The following is a 15,632-nucleotide window of genomic DNA, read 5'->3' as shown; positions in this document are numbered from 1 at the left end:
CTACATGGAAGATATACTTCTCGTTCACAGAAAATCCAATAGAAACTTCTCTGAAGAGTTCGCAGCTTTGCAAGACGCTGCGATCTTCAAGACGTGTCTGCGCAAGATCCTTTTCTGCACAGAAATGGAACTGGGCAACTATGCGGATGTGATTGAACCGGAAGACACTGTTCTTCGTGGCGAAAAGGCACTGTGTCTTTTGCTTGAGATTCTGTGCGGCCTTCACTCCCCGATCGTGGGCGAGACTGAAGTCTTCGGTCAGTTCAAACTTTTCGTCGATTCCCGCAAACAGCTTCAGGACCCCTTGTTCGGAGATCACCAGAAATGGCTGAACTTCATCATGGCCGAAGTGAAGAAAACGCGCGCCCAGCATCTTGTGGGCCTGGGATCCCAAAGCTATGGCAGTCTTTTGCGTCGCTACACAAAAGACATGGACTCTGTCACCATCTGCGGTTCCGGCCATCTGGCGCAGGAAATCCTTCCGTGGCTGGCTTTGAAAAAGTCCGTTCAGGTGATCTGCCGTGAACCTGCAAAAATGCAGGCCTTCGCCGATAAATACGACAATCTTACCATTTCCACTTACAATGATGCTTTTATTCACGGCGAAGCTTTGGTGATTGCTGCACCACTTACTGATGAGCGCATTGTGGAGCTGATGAACAAACAAGACACTCGCCCTCACGCCGTCTATGACCTGCGCGGGGAAGCGAACAACCTTTCGGACATCGTTGCATCGCAATTCTCTCATGTGGGTTTCATGGGTCTTAACAAATTTTTTGCAGAGATCGAAGAGACCAAGAAAGACACAACTACCAAACTGGAGGCCCTTAAAGCCGCTTTGCTTGAGCGCGCATTGGCCTTCACACAAAGGACAGAGCTTCGCCCACTTGGTTGGGACGACATATGCGCTTAAGAATTTCCGCAAGGAAAAGTGATCTGGCCCGTCTTCAGGCCTACATGGTCGGAGACGCTCTGAAAGAAAAAAATCCACACATCGAAATCGACTACCGTTTTCGTGAATCCCTGGGTGATAAAAACCTGACTGAACCTCTGTGGAAGATTCCGGAAAAAGGTGTTTTCACCGAGGATTTCTTCGGCGAATTGCTGCGCGATGAAACCGATCTGGTGGTGCATTCCTGGAAAGATCTTCCGACTGAATTCAAATCCGAGACTGTGATCGGTGCGACATTGCCGCGTGCGGATCAGCGTGATCTGTTGCTGGTTAAAAAATCCCACTTCGACAAAATCAAGGCCAGCAAAACCCTGAAGGTTTTCAGCTCGTCCCCGCGCCGCGAATACAACCTGACAGGATTCTTCAAAGAACACCTGCCCTTTGGTTTGCAGGACGTGAAATTTGAAAGTGTTCGCGGCAACATGCTGACTCGCGTGCGCAAACTGATTGAATCCCCGGAAACCGACGGCCTGATCGTCGCCAAAGCGGCGTTTGACCGCCTGTTCAGCGCAACACTGCCAGAGTTTGCCGAAGGCCAGCAGCAGCTGCGCCAGTATTTCAATGAACTGAACTGGGTGGTTCTGCCACTGAGTGTGAATCCGAATGCCGCAGCCCAAGGGGCCTTGGCGGTTGAGGTTCTGAAAAGCCGTCAGGATCTGCGCGATCTGCTGAACACCATCCATGATCCCGACACATTCCATTGCGCCCAAAGTGAGCGCGATACATTGTCCGGTTTTGGTGGCGGCTGCCATCAGAAGATCGGCATCGCTGTTTTGTCCCGCCCGTATGGCCGCATCACCCTTTTGAAGGGCCTGACTGACGGCGGACAGGTCTTGGATAAGAAAGAATTACAGCCTAAAAACCAACCGCCACAATTTGCTGCGCCTGAATTGTGGTCTGCTGACGTCAAAGCCGAGCGCCAGGCGATTTCCTGCTATGAAATCCCGGTAGGCACCACCGCCCTGTTTGTAGCACGCAGTGAAGCATGGCCGACGGACCTCCTATGGACTGATTTTGTGTGGACCGCAGGTCTAAAAACATGGAAAAACCTCTCTCAAAAAGGTATATGGGTGCACGGATGTGCGGAAAGCCTTGGAGAGCAGGAAGAGCCTCAACTGGACACTCTGGCGAATCGTAAATTGACTTGGGCAAAACTGAGCCACGAAGACGGATTCGCCAATCCGGTTCAGGGTGGAATGCCTTTGGTTGCGACCTATACGTTGAAAGCGGAAGGCACCAAAGAAACTGTCAGTGGCAAGAAGTTCTTCTTCTGGAGCAGCGGCAGGCAGTTCCTGCAAACAGTGCAGGAGTTCCCAGAGATTCTGTCCCAGCACCACGCCTCCGGACCGGGCAACACCCATCAGGTGATCCGATCCTATTTGCAAGAAAACAAGAAATACGATCCAACCCGACTGCACGTCTTTTTGGATCAGGAAGACTGGAGAAAACAATGCACAAAGTAACTTCTGAAGAACTTTTCCAACGCGCTTTGAAAGTCGCTCCAGGCGGAGTTCACTCCCCGGTTCGTTCTTTCAAGGGTCTTGACCGTGCTCCTGTCTTCTTCAAAAAAGCTGAAGGCGCTTTCCTGACTTCCGTTGAAGACAAAAAATACATCGACTTCTGCCAAAGCTTTGGCCCGCTGATCCTGGGTCATCTGGATGCTGAAGTGAAAGAGGAAGTTCACCGCATGGTGGACACCGCATGGACTTTCGGTGCCACTGAAATTTATTCTTTGGAACTGGCTGAATGGATCACCAGCACTTTGCCGTTCATGGAAAAGCTGCGCTTTGTATCTTCCGGCACTGAAGCCGTGATGAGTGCTTTGCGTGTGGCGCGTGCGGCAACAGGTCGTACAAAAATTTTGAAATTTGAAGGCTGCTATCACGGTCACGTTGACAACCTGCTGGTCAAAGCAGGCAGTGGCCTGGCGGGCACCGCGGCTTCTTCCAGCGCGGGCATCCCGGCGGAAGTGGCGGCTCACACTGTGGTGGCTCCGTTGGATGACGAAGCTAAATTGGCTGAAGTGTTTGCGGCTCAAGGCAAAGACATTGCCGCTGTGATCATCGAACCACTTCCAGCCAACTATGGCCTTTTGGTTCAGCGTCCCGAATTCCTGAAAAAAGTCGCAGAGCTTTGCGAAAAGAACGGCAGTCTGTTGATTTTCGATGAAGTGATCTCGGGCTTCCGCGTGGGCTTGGGTGGCATGGTTGAACAAACTGGCATCCGTCCGGACCTTGTGACTTACGGTAAAATCATCGGCGGCGGCTTCCCTGTGGGTTGCTATGGCGGTAAAGCGGAACTGATGAACATGGTGGCCCCTAGTGGTGACGTTTACCAGGCCGGCACTTTGAGCGCAAACCCGGTGGGCATGCGCGCAGGTCTGACCACACTTAAGAAAATGCAGCGTGTGGACGGCTGGAACGTGCTTGAGCAAAGAACCAAAAAATTCGCTGATGCCATCCGTGTTGGTTTTGCGAAAAAAGGTGTGAACCTTGAAGTCAGCCAAGTGGCGTCCCTGTTCTGGATCCACGGCCCGACCGCAAACCCAATCCGCTCCATCGACCAGATCCCGGCAAATCAGGGCGGCAACTTCAAGAACCTGTTCCTGAAGTCCTTGGACAAAGGTGTTTACCTTGCACCAAATGCTTACGAAGTAGGTTTCGTTTCTTTGGCTCACTCTGATGAGCTTTTGGAACAGGCAGCACAGATTATCGTGGATGCGGCGGAGTAAATGACTAAATCCTTCATCAAACCCCATATCAAGACGGCATTGGCGATCCTGTGGTTCGCCTTTACCTTCTCGCTGGTGGGTTGGTGGTGGGTTTACTTCCTGATGAAACTCAGTCCTGAGAACGCTTCACTTGAACAGATGAGAACTTCTCACCGCATGTTTGCGTGGGAAGGTTCGATCCTGCTGGCGGCGATCCTGTTTGGCGGGATTGCTTTGGTGATTTTCACTTACCGCGATCAGAAGCGCCACCAGCGTCTGCGCTTCTTCTTTTCAACGTTCAGCCATGACATTAAAACCTCTATTGCCCGTCTGCGCCTGCAGGCCGAGGTGCTGGAAGAGGATTTGAACACAACATCCCACCCGGTGATGAAACGCCTGATTCAGGACATTCAGCGTCTGGATCTGCAACTTGAAAACTCCCTGCTGCTGGCAAATCTTGAGGCCGGTCAGCTCTTGAAAGAACAAGTGTCTTTAAGTGATCTTCTGTCCAGTCTGCGCAGTGAGTTCTCTGAACTTACTGTGGAGCTTGAACGTGAAGCCAAAATCCTGGGTGATCGCCGCGCCCTACTGAGTGTTCTGCGCAATCTTCTGCAGAATTCAGTCCTGCACGGCAAAGCCACCACGGTGAAGATCCGTGTGCGCCCGCATGGCGAAGGCCGCATCGAACTGGTCATCCAGGATGACGGATTGGGCTTTAAGGGTATTCTAAAAAAGCTAGGCTCTGAGATTCTGATGTCCCAGGATGTTCGCAGCAACGGCATTGGCCTGCTGCTGACAAAACGTCTTTTGGAAAAAATGAACGGCGACATCTGGTTTGAATCGAAGGAAAACGAAGGCTTCAAATCCCACATTGAAATTGAAGGGACTTTGCCATGAGAAAAATCCTTCTGGTGGAAGATGATATCTCTTTGGGCGAAACCCTGAATGAACGCCTGAAAAGGGACTATGAAGTTTCCTGGGCGAAATCCCTGAGCGAGGCCTGGTCCCTGTTTTCAAAAACCAAGGACTATGACCTGGCAATTCTGGATGTGGGCCTGCCGGACGGCAGCGGTTTTGAACTTGCGGCGAAACTAAAAGCCACCGCTCCCATTTTGTTCCTGTTCCTGACGGCGCAAGCCGATGCGGAATCCCGCCTGCAGGGGTTTGAGCTGGGCGCGGAAGAATACATCCCCAAGCCTTTCCATTTGAAAGAGCTTTTGATTCGCGTAAAGCATGTGCTGGATGCCCATGCCCCGACCCGCGAACTGCAACTGGATTCCTGCGTGGTGAACTTCACGCAGATGTCCGTGACCAAGAAAACCGGACAGATTGAATATCCGCCGGTGACGGATCTGAAGATCCTGCAGCTTTTGATTGAGAAATCACCACGGGTACTAAGCCGTGATGAAATTATGAACGAAATCTGGGGCGTTGATAAAAACCCCAGCCATCGCACTATCGACAATATTATCGTACGCCTGCGCCAGCTTTTGGGCGATGACGGAGAAAAACACATCCGTTCTGTTCGCGGCGTCGGCTATCAATGGTCCACTGAGGAGGCAACATGAACACTTTATTCCACAACGCACTTAAAAGAACTCCTCAGGCTGTCCCACCGATCTGGTTCATGCGCCAGGCAGGCCGCTATCACAAACACTATCAGGGCATGCGCGCCAATCACTCCTTTGACCAGCTTTGCAAACGCGCGGATCTGGCGGCAGAAGTGGCTCGTGGTCCCGTGGCGGAATTTGATTTCGACGTATCCATCCTTTTTAGCGACATCCTGTATCCACTGGAAGCTCTGGGCATGGGCCTTGAGTACACGGATCACGGCCCGCAACTGGGTTTCAAACTGACTCCGGAAACCATCGGCACCTTGGGTGGCGTGGAAGAAGCTGTCAAATTCATGCACTTCCAAAAAGAAGCGGTCCAGGCGACTCGCGCAGTTCTGCCTTCCAATAAAAGTCTGATTGGCTTTGTGGGCGGTCCTTGGACTTTGTTCGTTTACGCGGTGGAAGGTTCTCACGCGGGTTCCTTGATCCAGTCCAAGAAACTGGCTCCGATGTTCCCGCAGTTCCTGGAAAAAATGTATCCGCTGCTAAAAGAAAACATCCGCCTGCAACTGGAAGGTGGCGTAGAGATCGTGATGATCTTCGACACCGCTGCCGGTGAAGTTTCACCTCTGTTCTTCCAGGAATGGATCCAGCCGGTACTGACCCGTCTGTCCCAGGACTATCCGGGCAAGATCGGCTACTATTCCAAGGGAACCCAGGCGGTGTTCTTCAATGACGCCTTCAGAGCACTGCCATGGGCAGGTCAGGGCTTCGACCATAGAAATTATCTTCCGGATTGCTTCAACATCCAGAACAAAGGCTTCGTTCAGGGCAACTTCGACCAAAGCTTGCTGTTCATGGATGATGCTGATTTTAAAAAAGCGATGCACACCTACCTTGCGCCCATGAAGAACATGAGCAAAGAACAGCGCGCCGGCTGGGTGAGCGGTCTGGGTCACGGTGTTTTGCCGAAAACTCCTGAAAAGAACGTGAAACTGTTCGTAGATACTGTTCGCGAGGTGCTGTCATGATGAAAGATCTATTGGCGAAATACGACGTACCAGTTCCCCGCTACACTTCTTATCCGACTGTGCCGTACTGGGAAACCAATCCCACGACGGATCAATGGGTGCAGCATCTGCGCGCCACTTTGAAAGAAGGCACTGGGGGCTGGTCCCTGTACTTGCATATTCCTTTCTGTGAAAGTCTTTGTACTTTCTGCGGCTGCAACAACATCATCACCAAAGACCACAAGCGTGAAACACCGTATGTGGATATGGTTTTGAAAGAATGGCAGTTGTATCTGGATCAGGTTCCTGAGCTTTTGGAAAAACCCCTGAAGCACATCCACTTGGGTGGCGGCACGCCGACCTTCCTTTCCGCAGATGCTTTGACTCAGCTTTTGAAACCGATTCTTTCCCGCGTGAAAATCGACACAAACGATTTTGAAGGCTCCATCGAAGTGGATCCTCGCCGCACCAATGCCGCTCAGTTGAAAGCTTTGCGCGAGCTGGGCTTCAACCGTGTCAGTATGGGTGTTCAGGATTTCCATCCGGAAGTGCAGCGCCTGGTGAATCGTATTCAGCCTTTGGAAATCACCCAGAAGCTGACTCAGGACGCGCGCGACATGGGTTACACTTCCGTGAACTTTGACTTGATCTATGGTTTGGCTCGCCAGACTCCGGAATCCATCACCGAAACGGCGAAAGCGACCGTGGCTTTGCGCCCGGACCGTATTGCTTTGTACAGCTTTGCTCTGGTTCCTTGGATCAAACCGGCTCAGCGCCTGTTTAAAGACGAGGATCTGCCAAAAGCTTCTGAAAAGCGCAGATTGTATGAAATCGCCCGTGGCATCCTGATCGAAGGCGGTTATGTGGAAGTGGGCATGGATCACTTTGCCCTTCCGACGGACAATCTTTGCATTGCGATGAAAGAAAAGCGCCTGCACAGGAACTTTATGGGTTACACCGATCAGCGCACGGATGTGTTGCTGGGCATGGGTGTTTCTTCGATCTCTGAAACTCCGTTTAGCTTCCATCAGAACGAAAAGGTGCTGCCGCTTTACGAGGCCGCTTTGAATGAAGGCCGCCTGCCAACTTTGCGCGGCCACATCCTAACCGAAGAAGACAAAATCCGTCGTGAACAGATCTTGAATCTGATGACGAACTTTGAGGTGTCATTCGTCAATGAAGCTCAGGAAAATCAATCCAAGGAATTCCTGGCTGAAATGATCAAAGACGAACTGGTTGAAATCAAGGATCACAAGCTGATGGTGAACGAAGCCGGTCGCCCGTTCCTGAGAAATGCCTGTGCATTTTTTGATGAGCGCTTGAAAACCAAACAACCACAGACCAAAATCTTCTCTCAATCCATATGAAAACAGTGAATGTGATCGGCGCGGGCTTTGCGGGACTGACAGTGTCCCTGAGGCTCGCCCAAAAAGGCTTTCAGGTAGAACTTTATGAATCCTCGGACCGTGTCGGAGGATTACTGGGTACTGACCAGACACCTTACGGAATTGCCGAACGTGCCGCCAATGCCCTGATCCGCACTGAAAAAGCCGAAGGCCTTTTTGCGGAACTCGGCATTACTCCCAGCTATCCGCTGGAAACATCAAAAAAACGCTTCCTCTTCCGCAACACTCCGAAAGCGTGGCCGCTGTCCTTCCTTGAGACCCTGGCCCTGATGGGCCGGGTGCTTCCGCGCGTTTTGACCGGGGGTAAAAAAGCCCTGCGCCCTCAGGCCGGCGAAACCCTGCTGAACTGGGGCGAGCGCAAAATCGGAAAGGCGCCAACCAGATTTTTGCTGGGACCTGCGATGCAGGGAATCTATGGCAACGAGATCACACATCTAAGTGCCAGTCTGATTCTGGGCCCGCTGTTTTCCGGGAACAAACGCAGCAAGTACAAAGGTCTTCTGACCGGCCCGGGCGGCATGCAGGATCTGGTCGATCACCTGCATACCCGTTTGCAGGAACTGGGCGTGAAGATTCACCTGAATTCTCAGGTAAGCCTTGAGTCCCTGCAAGGTCCGGTGGTGGTCGCCACTTCCGCCAGGGCTGCAACCCAGTTGCTGGCCAAAAAACACCCTGATTTTTCCAAGGTTCTTGGCAACATTCAGATGTCTTCACTGATGAGTGTGACGTTGTTCTTCGCCAAGCCCCAAGAGAAATACAAAGGCTTCGGCTGCCTGATCCCTCGTGGATTTGACCTGAAGACTTTGGGGGTTCTGATGAATTCCTATATCTTTAAGGACCGCGACAAAACTTACAATGAAACCTGGATTCTGGGTGGGCAGCAGGAAGAAGCTTTGCTGGATCTTTCTGACGGTGATCTTTTGAAGCTTCTGGCGGAAGAACGCTTCCGTATTCTGGGTCAGAAAGACACCCTGCTGGAATATCGTATCAACCGCTGGAAAAAGGCTTTGCCGTTTTATGATCTGAACCTGGAAAATGCTCTGGCGGATCTGGCTGAAGTGCCGGAACCACAAGGTTTGTACTTGCATGGCAATTACCTGAGCGGCATTGGTTTAAGCAAAATTCTGGAACGCAGCGATTTGATCGCTGAAAAGATTGCGAGCGCACATGGCTAAAAAAGGACTTCTGTTAATCAATATTGGCAGCCCCCGCTCTTACGAAGTGCCGGACGTAAAAAAGTATCTGACCGAGTTTTTGATGGATGAAGAGGTCATCAATCTGCCCTTCGTTCTGCGCTGGCCTCTGGTGAATCTTTTAATCGTTCCCCGTCGCGCGCCCTTCTCGGCTGAAAACTACAAAAAAGTGTGGATGAAGGAAGGTTCTCCGATTGCCGTGTACACACGTCGATTTGCCGAACTTTTGCAGCAGGAACTCAAAGACGGTTTCGTCGTGAAAGTGGGTCTGCAGTACAGTGAACCGTCCGTGGAATCAGCCCTGAAGGAACTGCAGCAAGCCGGTGTTGATGAAATCCTGATTGCCCCTATGTTCCCTCAGTATGCTGAAGCCACCAATGGAAGCTCATTCAAACTGGCAGAGAAAACAGCCAAGAAACTTCACCTGACGACTCCTCTGCGCCGTCTGCCGGCTTTTTTCGATGATGCTTCTTTCATTGGAACCTCGGTGAAACTGACCGAAGAAACCCTGCAGGACAAAAAGGTCGATCACTATCTGTTTTCATTCCACGGTCTGCCTGAAAGCCATGTGCGAAGAATTCCCGGCTGCCTGACCACCGAAGACTGCTGTTTTGAAAAAAACGCCTGCGCCAAGAACTGCTATCGCGCCCAGTGCTTTGCCACTGCGACGGCGATTGCAGAATCTCTGAATCTGGCTCCAAGTCACTGGAGTGTGGCCTTCCAGTCCCGTCTGGGACGTGGAGAATGGCTGAAACCTGCCACCGATCACAGTCTGGAAGTACTGGCCAAAACCGGCAAAAAAAATATCGCCGTGATTTGCCCGTCCTTTGTGGCTGACTGTATCGAGACTTTGGAAGAAATCGGAATCGGCGGACAAGAGACCTTCCACGAACACGGCGGCGACCAGTACTATCTGGTCCCCTGCGTGAACGACAACCCGAAATGGGTTCAGGGCTTTGCCGATCTGGTGAAGAGCCTTTAAGGAATCAACGAAAGTATCAAAGGCACAATGATGGCGGTCATCAAACCGTTGAGCGCCATCGCAAGCCCCGCAAAGGCCCCGGCCATCTCGCCGATCTGAAAGGCCCGCACGGTTCCCAGTCCATGGGCGGCAAGTCCCATCGCAAAACCCTTCACCACCGGATCTTTCACCCGCACAAGCTTCATCACGGTGGTGGCCACCAGCGCACCAACAATCCCCGTGATCATCACAAAGACGGTCGCCAGCGAAGGAGCCCCACCGATTTTTTCGGCAATGCCCATGGCAATTGGTGTGGTCACAGATTTCGGAGCCAGCGCCAAAAGCACCTCGTGCGGCAGTCCCATGAAGGCCCCGATGAACACAGCACTGAGAATTCCCACCGCCGAGCCCATCACCAAAGCCACCATCAACGGAACCAGCACCCGGCGCAGACGATCCAGTTGGTTATACAACGGCAAAGCCAACGCCACCGTCGCCGGTCCCAGCATAAAGTGAATCGGGCGCACGGCCTGGAAGTAATCGCGATAAGGGATCTTCGCGATCAGTAAAACCGCGATGATCGCAAACATCGAAATCACCGGAGGACTTAACAGAGGATTGTCCCTCCCCCACGCACTGATACGACGGGATGCCAGATAAAACCCCAGGGTCATGATCAAGGCGCCTAACTCAATCATGGGGACTCCTTGGTGCCGACTTTCATCAGTTGATGAAACACGAAGGCCGTCATCCCCAAAGTAATGACGGTACTGATCAAAACCGTCACCACCATACCCACGCCGAATTTTCCAAACAGATCGAAATACTCAACAACTCCGACCCCAGCCGGAACAAAGAACAAGGCCAGATGAGCCGTGATGGAACGGCTCAAGATTTCCACCTTGTCTTTTAAAGAAGGGCGCACCAACAGGGCTATAAAGAAGAAGACCATACCCAGCACCGGGCCGGGGATAAATAATCGGAAAAGGTGAACCACAACCTCTCCCAACAACTGAAAAATCAGCAGAATCAAAAAAGCCTGAATCATGATTCCTCGAACCTAACAGAACCGACCACAAATGTCGCTCGTCTAATTATGAGACAGCCCGGATTCCTGTATCGTGTTTTAATTGATTCCGGCGCTGGCCTGAAACTTGGAATCCCCTTGGCAATGATTCAAGGAGCTTTCCATGTCCCGTCTACTGTCCGTTTTTATTGCCGCAAGCCTGCTCTTAGGCCAAACTTCCCAGGCCTCTGATAGCAAATGTAACAGCGAGGCTTTGGCTCGCCAGGCACGCCTGTACCGCATGCAGGCAGATGACATGAAGGCCATCTCTGCCCTGTTCAAAGAAAACTACGATGAAGCCACCCGAGATCAGCATCTGTCCTTGGGTATCGCGCTTTCCAGCATGACCTTGCTGTTTGCGGCAGAAGTTATGATCGGAGCCGGCGGGGCCGCCGTCACTTCAGGAGGATTCATTTCCCGGGCCGCCTATGCCCATGGTCAGTTCATCGAGGGAGCCGCAAATGTGATCGCCGCCAAAGTCGGTGAAACCTTTTTGGGAGCCGTGGCTGTGGTGGGAAGTCCCGTGGTCACCATGCCTTATATCAACACTGTCGTTGCCAGCACATTAATTGAGATGAAAAATCCGGACGTAGTTGCAGAGCTGCCTCAGAACGGCGACCTGGTTCGTATGAATGAAGCCCAATTGCTTCAGCAAATCAGTGATCTGCGTGAAAAATTCCAACGCACTCTAGAGGCCTCGCCCAACCAGATTCTGGATGGACTGACTTTGGGTTCTTTGGACAAAGCATGGACCTTGCGTCTATATAATAATATGACTTTGACGGCTTCTTTGTATGAGCAACTGGCCGTACAGAAGGCTTTCCAACTGACCCAATGTCAGCCGTAACAGGCTCAAGAAAACCAGCAAATCTCAGTGAAATTAAGCCCCGCAGACCCCGGGGCTTTTTTTATTCCCTCCCCAGGCTGCCAATTTTGGGCTCCAATACAGAATCCTGACATGTTTTGGTTCCCCAGCTAAAACTGAAAGCATCTCAAGGTGGTACAGATCATGAAATAAAGGCTGTGTCTTGAAGGAGAGGTAGTAATGATTCCAGCTTTGGCCAAAAAAATACTGCACGTTACTGTTGGTACGCTTCTAATCAGTTCCGCCGCTTCTGCGAAGGTTTACTTGAATTCCATGTGCCATATGGCCGCCAATTCAAAAACCCAGCAGATCCAGGGTGATGACAACAAGGACGACAAATTCCCGCTGGCGTCCATCTCCAAAGTCGTAACCACATTATGGGCCATTGACCGCCTGGGTCCTGACTATCGCTTCCAAACCAAACTGCATGTCACACCGACAGCAAACGGTTCTTACGATATTCATATCGAAGGCAGCCGCGATCCGCTGTTTGGTCGCAACATGTCCTATTTCCTGCTTTCTGAACTGAACCGCATGAAGATCACCAAGGTCGAAAAGCTGACTTTCGATGAAAACTTCCTGCTGGCGTGGTTGGCGGAAGAAAAGCCGATGATTGGTGGAACGACACCTAAATATGAAACCGTTGAACAGCAGGCCTCTGTCGTGCGTGCGACTTTGGTGTCCTCTTTTGCAACAGCTATCAATCCGGGCTATTACGCAATTCTGAAATCCAAAGCGTCCCGCATTGGGGTGCAAATGGCCCTTCGCCCGAAGGTGGACGTGCGCACTGTCAGCTTCGTAAAAAAAGCTGATTTCCAGAAATCTGAAAAGACCACCACCATGGCTTTGTTGTCTTCACCCTTGAAAAACATCCTGAAGCGCATGAACAACCAGTCCAATAACTACATCGCTGACAATCTGTTCTGGAATCTGGGTGGCACTGAGGCTTTCAACACTTATATCGCCAACAAAATGCAGGCTGATCAAACCGATATCGTTTTCCACAACGGTTCCGGCAACAATGAAGGCTCGGTGGCAAAACCGGTTTATAACGAAGCGACTTGCGAAATGATGATCAAGGTTCTTTATTCCCTGGACAAATCCCTGTCTGCAAAAGGGTATGACCTTTCTGACGTCATGGCGGTTGCCGCTAAGGACAAATCCTCCACCGTCGGCAACTATGGCGGCGTGATGGCAGGTTCCACAACGGCAAAAACCGGCAGCGTGAACAAAGCCAAAACTCTGATGGGCTCTGTTTCCACCAAGAATGGCGAAATCTACTTCGCAGTTCTGATGCACACAGATTATGACAAGTCCCGCTCTGACTGGGGTGTGGCTTCTCAACAGATCAAAAACAAGGTCAGCCAGTTGATCAATCAAAATGGCGGCCCGACAGCGATCAAATACACTGAGCAACTGCCTTTGCCATTTGATAAATATTCTTACCTGACCAAAGTGAACACTATCACTACAGCGAAGAAATAGGTGACGTATGAAAAAGTCTTATTTGCTGGCGGCATTGATTTTCTTCCTTGCGGGCCTTCTTCACGGAACGGCTTTCGCGGCGGGAAAATCCAATAAAGCCCTGAACGAGGCTGCGGAACAAGGTGACCTGGCGAAAGTTAAAACTCTGGTTCAGAAAAACAAGATCGATCTGAATGCCCAGGATGAAACCGGTATGACCCCGCTGATGAATGCGGCGATGGGTGGAAATCTGGATATCGTGAAGTTCCTGCTTTCCAAAAAAGTGAATCTGGAACTAAAAAACAATGGCGGCGAAACCGCTTTGGCTTTTGCGGTGACCAACGATGCCTACGACGTGGCTGAAGAGCTGATCAAAGCCGGCGCCAACGTGGACATCACCGTGGCGGGCGACGAAGGCGACACCCTGTTCATGCGTGCAGCCCAGAACAATAAAAAAACGGCAGAATCCATTCTGGCGAAAAACAAATCCCTGATCAACAAAGCCAACTCTCTGGGTGAGACGGCCTTGTTTGCGGTGGCTCGCTACGGAACTCCGGCAGACATCGACTTCCTGGTTAAAAAAGGTGCTGACCTGAAAGTGAAAAACAAAAAAGGTCAGACGGCTCTGGATGTGGCAAAAGAAGCTTCCAACCAGGACACGGCAAAAGCTCTTTCCAAAAAGAAATAAGACGCCCAAAATCCCTCGGGGCATAAAAAAAGCCTGCTTCCTTAACGGAGCAGGCTTTTTGTTTTTCAGGGTTTTGAAATGCCTGATTAAGAGAACAGACGTTTGAAGAATCCTGCGACCTTCTGGCCGATGGACTTTTGCGCTGCCACTGGCACACGCTTTTTCGCAGAAGCCCCTTGGCGCTGCTGCTGTTGACCGTGCGGTTTGCGGGCCTGCTGATCGGTTCTTGGTCTTTGTTCGCCACGTTTTCCTTCGTGCTGGCGTTTTGGACCACCCTCTTGTCTTCTTGGACGGTTGTCCTGACGTTGACCGCCCTGAGCCTGCTGTCCACCACCTTGTGCGGATTTTTGCTGCCCCTCTGGACGAGGACCACGGTCCTGACGAGGTCCGCGATCACCGCGTTCGCGACGTGGACCACGATCACCTTCACGGCGCGGGCCTCTGTCACCACCTCGGCCACCTTCACGAGGTGCACGTGCACGGTCCAAAGATTTTGGATAGTGACCATCGAAGCTGGAGCTCATCGGTTTGAAGTCTTTCAACAACTGGTCGTTTTCCAGATAGCCGACTTCGATTTTGTGTTTCAGATAATCTTCAATACGACCCAAAGACTCGATATCCTTGTCGCCCACCAAAGAAAACGCCTGCCCCGTCGTGCCCGCACGGCCGGTACGACCGATACGGTGAACGTAGGATTCAGAGTCCATTGGCAGTTCATAGTTCACAACCATGTCGACACCTTTGATGTCCAGACCGCGGGCTGCAACGTCGGTTGCCACAAGAACGTTCATGTCGTTTTCAGCCTTGAACTGCTCAATCACGCGGTTGCGCTGAGCCTGGGTCAGAAGGCTTGAGATGGCCATGGCAGGGACACCGTTTTCCACCAGGAACTTCGCGATGCGCTCGACGCTCATTTTGAAGTTGGTGAAGATGATGGCCTGTTTTGGATTGTGCACTTTTACCAAAGACAAAAGATGCTGGGGCTTTTCTTCGTTGCCCACGTGGAAGATCTGGTCTTTCACGTTTTCAGCTTTGGCCTGGTCACGGCTGATGTTGATTTCAACCGGCTCGGAACCAAACTGGTAAACCGTGTTCAGAACGTCGAAGTTCAAAGTCGCACTGAAGACCAGCAACTGACGTTCACGAGGAACGCGCTGAAGGATGAACTTCATGTCGTCTTTGAAGCCCATATCAAACATTCTGTCCGCTTCATCGAAGCAGATCGCACGAACCTGTTTCAGGTCCACCAGATGTTCCTTGTACAGGTCGATCAAACGGCCCGGAGTCGCCACGATGAATTCAACACCGTTTTTCAGCGCCTCTTTTTGTTTGTCATAACCAGTACCACCATAGATCGCAAAACCACGAAGGCCGGAATCAACGCTCAGTTTGTTGATGTTGTCCTGAACCTGCTCGGCCAACTCACGCGTTGGAACCAGGATCAATACGAAGTTCTGAGGCTTCCAGTCTTTGTAGGCTCTTTTTTCGATCAGGGCTTTTTGCTCTTCAGTCACTTCACCCTGAACCGGGCGGGCTCTTAGGATACGTTCCATCACTGGGATTACGAAAGCGGCGGTTTTACCTGTTCCGGTCTGAGCAAGGCCGGCAACATCTTTGCCATCCAGAACCGGCGGGATGGCCTGTTCCTGGATCGGCGTGCAATCATCATAGTTCAATTTCTGGATTGCAGATAACAATTGGGAATCTAAATTCAATTCTGAGAATTTCAAGTTTCTATACTCCGGTCTGAAGCTCCCAAACTAC

Annotated in this window: 15 protein-coding genes; 12 read left to right on the top strand and 3 right to left on the bottom strand. The window is 51.4% G+C overall.

What is annotated here, in order from left to right:
* The first annotated feature begins 4 nt into the window (after nt 1–4).
* Genes B9G79_RS02250 through hemH form a run of 9 tightly spaced genes read left to right on the top strand, consistent with a single transcriptional unit; the run spans nt 5 to nt 9,806 of the window.
* Nucleotides 5–913: a hypothetical protein gene (locus tag B9G79_RS02250; RefSeq protein ID WP_088564107.1), complete on the top strand. Its 909-nt coding sequence runs from the start codon at nt 5–7 to the stop codon at nt 911–913.
* On the top strand, nt 904–2,415 hold the full coding sequence (gene hemC / locus B9G79_RS02245; protein WP_088564106.1) for a hydroxymethylbilane synthase: 1,512 nt from the start codon (nt 904–906) through the stop codon (nt 2,413–2,415). The genes B9G79_RS02250 and hemC overlap by 10 nt, the downstream gene beginning before the upstream one ends.
* Nucleotides 2,403–3,683: a glutamate-1-semialdehyde 2,1-aminomutase gene (gene hemL, locus B9G79_RS02240; protein WP_088564105.1), complete on the top strand. Its 1,281-nt coding sequence runs from the start codon at nt 2,403–2,405 to the stop codon at nt 3,681–3,683. The genes hemC and hemL overlap by 13 nt, the downstream gene beginning before the upstream one ends.
* Nucleotides 3,684–4,559, top strand: a complete 876-nt coding sequence (locus B9G79_RS02235) for a sensor histidine kinase (RefSeq protein WP_088564104.1) — start codon at nt 3,684–3,686, stop codon at nt 4,557–4,559. It abuts the gene before it with no gap.
* Nucleotides 4,556–5,230, top strand: coding sequence for a response regulator transcription factor (locus B9G79_RS02230; RefSeq protein ID WP_088564103.1), 675 nt, complete (start codon nt 4,556–4,558; stop codon nt 5,228–5,230). Before B9G79_RS02235 ends, B9G79_RS02230 begins: the two co-directional genes overlap by 4 nt.
* A complete protein-coding gene (locus B9G79_RS02225) occupies nt 5,227–6,246 on the top strand; it encodes a uroporphyrinogen decarboxylase family protein (RefSeq protein WP_088564102.1) in 1,020 nt (339 codons plus the stop codon). Before B9G79_RS02230 ends, B9G79_RS02225 begins: the two co-directional genes overlap by 4 nt.
* A complete protein-coding gene (gene hemN, locus B9G79_RS02220; protein ID WP_088564101.1) occupies nt 6,243–7,592 on the top strand; it encodes an oxygen-independent coproporphyrinogen III oxidase in 1,350 nt (449 codons plus the stop codon). Before B9G79_RS02225 ends, hemN begins: the two co-directional genes overlap by 4 nt.
* Nucleotides 7,589–8,806: a protoporphyrinogen/coproporphyrinogen oxidase gene (locus B9G79_RS02215; protein ID WP_088564100.1), complete on the top strand. Its 1,218-nt coding sequence runs from the start codon at nt 7,589–7,591 to the stop codon at nt 8,804–8,806. Before hemN ends, B9G79_RS02215 begins: the two co-directional genes overlap by 4 nt.
* Nucleotides 8,799–9,806, top strand: a complete 1,008-nt coding sequence (hemH, locus tag B9G79_RS02210) for a ferrochelatase (RefSeq protein WP_088564099.1) — start codon at nt 8,799–8,801, stop codon at nt 9,804–9,806. Before B9G79_RS02215 ends, hemH begins: the two co-directional genes overlap by 8 nt.
* Here hemH and B9G79_RS02205 read toward each other — a convergent pair.
* Nucleotides 9,803–10,483, bottom strand: a complete 681-nt coding sequence (locus B9G79_RS02205) for an LrgB family protein (protein WP_088564098.1) — start codon at nt 10,481–10,483, stop codon at nt 9,803–9,805. The genes hemH and B9G79_RS02205 overlap by 4 nt on opposite strands.
* Nucleotides 10,480–10,833: a CidA/LrgA family protein gene (locus B9G79_RS02200; RefSeq protein WP_088564097.1), complete on the bottom strand. Its 354-nt coding sequence runs from the start codon at nt 10,831–10,833 to the stop codon at nt 10,480–10,482. Before B9G79_RS02200 ends, B9G79_RS02205 begins: the two co-directional genes overlap by 4 nt.
* Before the next feature lie 142 nt (nt 10,834–10,975).
* Here B9G79_RS02200 and B9G79_RS02195 point away from each other — a divergent pair, with 142 nt between their 5' ends.
* The 3 genes from B9G79_RS02195 to B9G79_RS02185 all read left to right on the top strand — a co-directional run bounded on the left by B9G79_RS02195 (nt 10,976) and on the right by B9G79_RS02185 (nt 13,868).
* Nucleotides 10,976–11,698, top strand: a complete 723-nt coding sequence (locus B9G79_RS02195) for a hypothetical protein (RefSeq protein WP_088564096.1) — start codon at nt 10,976–10,978, stop codon at nt 11,696–11,698.
* A 198-nt stretch (nt 11,699–11,896) separates the two neighbouring features.
* Nucleotides 11,897–13,201, top strand: a complete 1,305-nt coding sequence (locus B9G79_RS02190) for a D-alanyl-D-alanine carboxypeptidase (RefSeq protein WP_088564095.1) — start codon at nt 11,897–11,899, stop codon at nt 13,199–13,201.
* A gap of 7 nt (nt 13,202–13,208) precedes the next feature.
* Entirely contained in the window at nt 13,209–13,868 is a 660-nt protein-coding gene (locus B9G79_RS02185) for an ankyrin repeat domain-containing protein (RefSeq protein WP_088564094.1), read from the top strand.
* Nucleotides 13,869–13,954: 86 nt separating this feature from the next.
* On the opposite strand, the gene B9G79_RS02180 is transcribed toward B9G79_RS02185, so the two are convergent.
* Entirely contained in the window at nt 13,955–15,565 is a 1,611-nt protein-coding gene (locus B9G79_RS02180) for a DEAD/DEAH box helicase (protein WP_232469006.1), read from the bottom strand.
* Nucleotides 15,566–15,632 lie beyond the last annotated feature (67 nt).

The sequence above is a fragment of the Bdellovibrio bacteriovorus genome (assembly GCF_002208115.1).
In the GTDB taxonomy this organism is placed as follows: domain Bacteria; phylum Bdellovibrionota; class Bdellovibrionia; order Bdellovibrionales; family Bdellovibrionaceae; genus Bdellovibrio; species Bdellovibrio bacteriovorus_C.
This window is presented reverse-complemented; position numbering and strand designations above follow the sequence as displayed.

What these genes read in the sequence shown, in the direction of transcription:
- B9G79_RS02190 (WP_088564095.1), top strand. Translation starts at nt 11,897, where the DNA reads ATGATTCCAGCTTTGGCCAAAAAAATACTGCACGTTACTGTTGGTACG.
- hemH (WP_088564099.1), top strand. Translation starts at nt 8,799, where the DNA reads ATGGCTAAAAAAGGACTTCTGTTAATCAATATTGGCAGCCCCCGCTCT.
- B9G79_RS02205 (WP_088564098.1), bottom strand. Translation starts at nt 10,483, where the DNA reads ATGATTGAGTTAGGCGCCTTGATCATGACCCTGGGGTTTTATCTGGCA.
- B9G79_RS02195 (WP_088564096.1), top strand. Translation starts at nt 10,976, where the DNA reads ATGTCCCGTCTACTGTCCGTTTTTATTGCCGCAAGCCTGCTCTTAGGC.
- B9G79_RS02235 (WP_088564104.1), top strand. Translation starts at nt 3,684, where the DNA reads ATGACTAAATCCTTCATCAAACCCCATATCAAGACGGCATTGGCGATC.
- B9G79_RS02225 (WP_088564102.1), top strand. Translation starts at nt 5,227, where the DNA reads ATGAACACTTTATTCCACAACGCACTTAAAAGAACTCCTCAGGCTGTC.
- B9G79_RS02230 (WP_088564103.1), top strand. Translation starts at nt 4,556, where the DNA reads ATGAGAAAAATCCTTCTGGTGGAAGATGATATCTCTTTGGGCGAAACC.
- B9G79_RS02185 (WP_088564094.1), top strand. Translation starts at nt 13,209, where the DNA reads ATGAAAAAGTCTTATTTGCTGGCGGCATTGATTTTCTTCCTTGCGGGC.
- hemL (WP_088564105.1), top strand. Translation starts at nt 2,403, where the DNA reads ATGCACAAAGTAACTTCTGAAGAACTTTTCCAACGCGCTTTGAAAGTC.
- B9G79_RS02250 (WP_088564107.1), top strand. Translation starts at nt 5, where the DNA reads ATGGAAGATATACTTCTCGTTCACAGAAAATCCAATAGAAACTTCTCT.
- hemN (WP_088564101.1), top strand. Translation starts at nt 6,243, where the DNA reads ATGATGAAAGATCTATTGGCGAAATACGACGTACCAGTTCCCCGCTAC.
- B9G79_RS02215 (WP_088564100.1), top strand. Translation starts at nt 7,589, where the DNA reads ATGAAAACAGTGAATGTGATCGGCGCGGGCTTTGCGGGACTGACAGTG.
- B9G79_RS02200 (WP_088564097.1), bottom strand. Translation starts at nt 10,833, where the DNA reads ATGATTCAGGCTTTTTTGATTCTGCTGATTTTTCAGTTGTTGGGAGAG.
- hemC (WP_088564106.1), top strand. Translation starts at nt 904, where the DNA reads ATGCGCTTAAGAATTTCCGCAAGGAAAAGTGATCTGGCCCGTCTTCAG.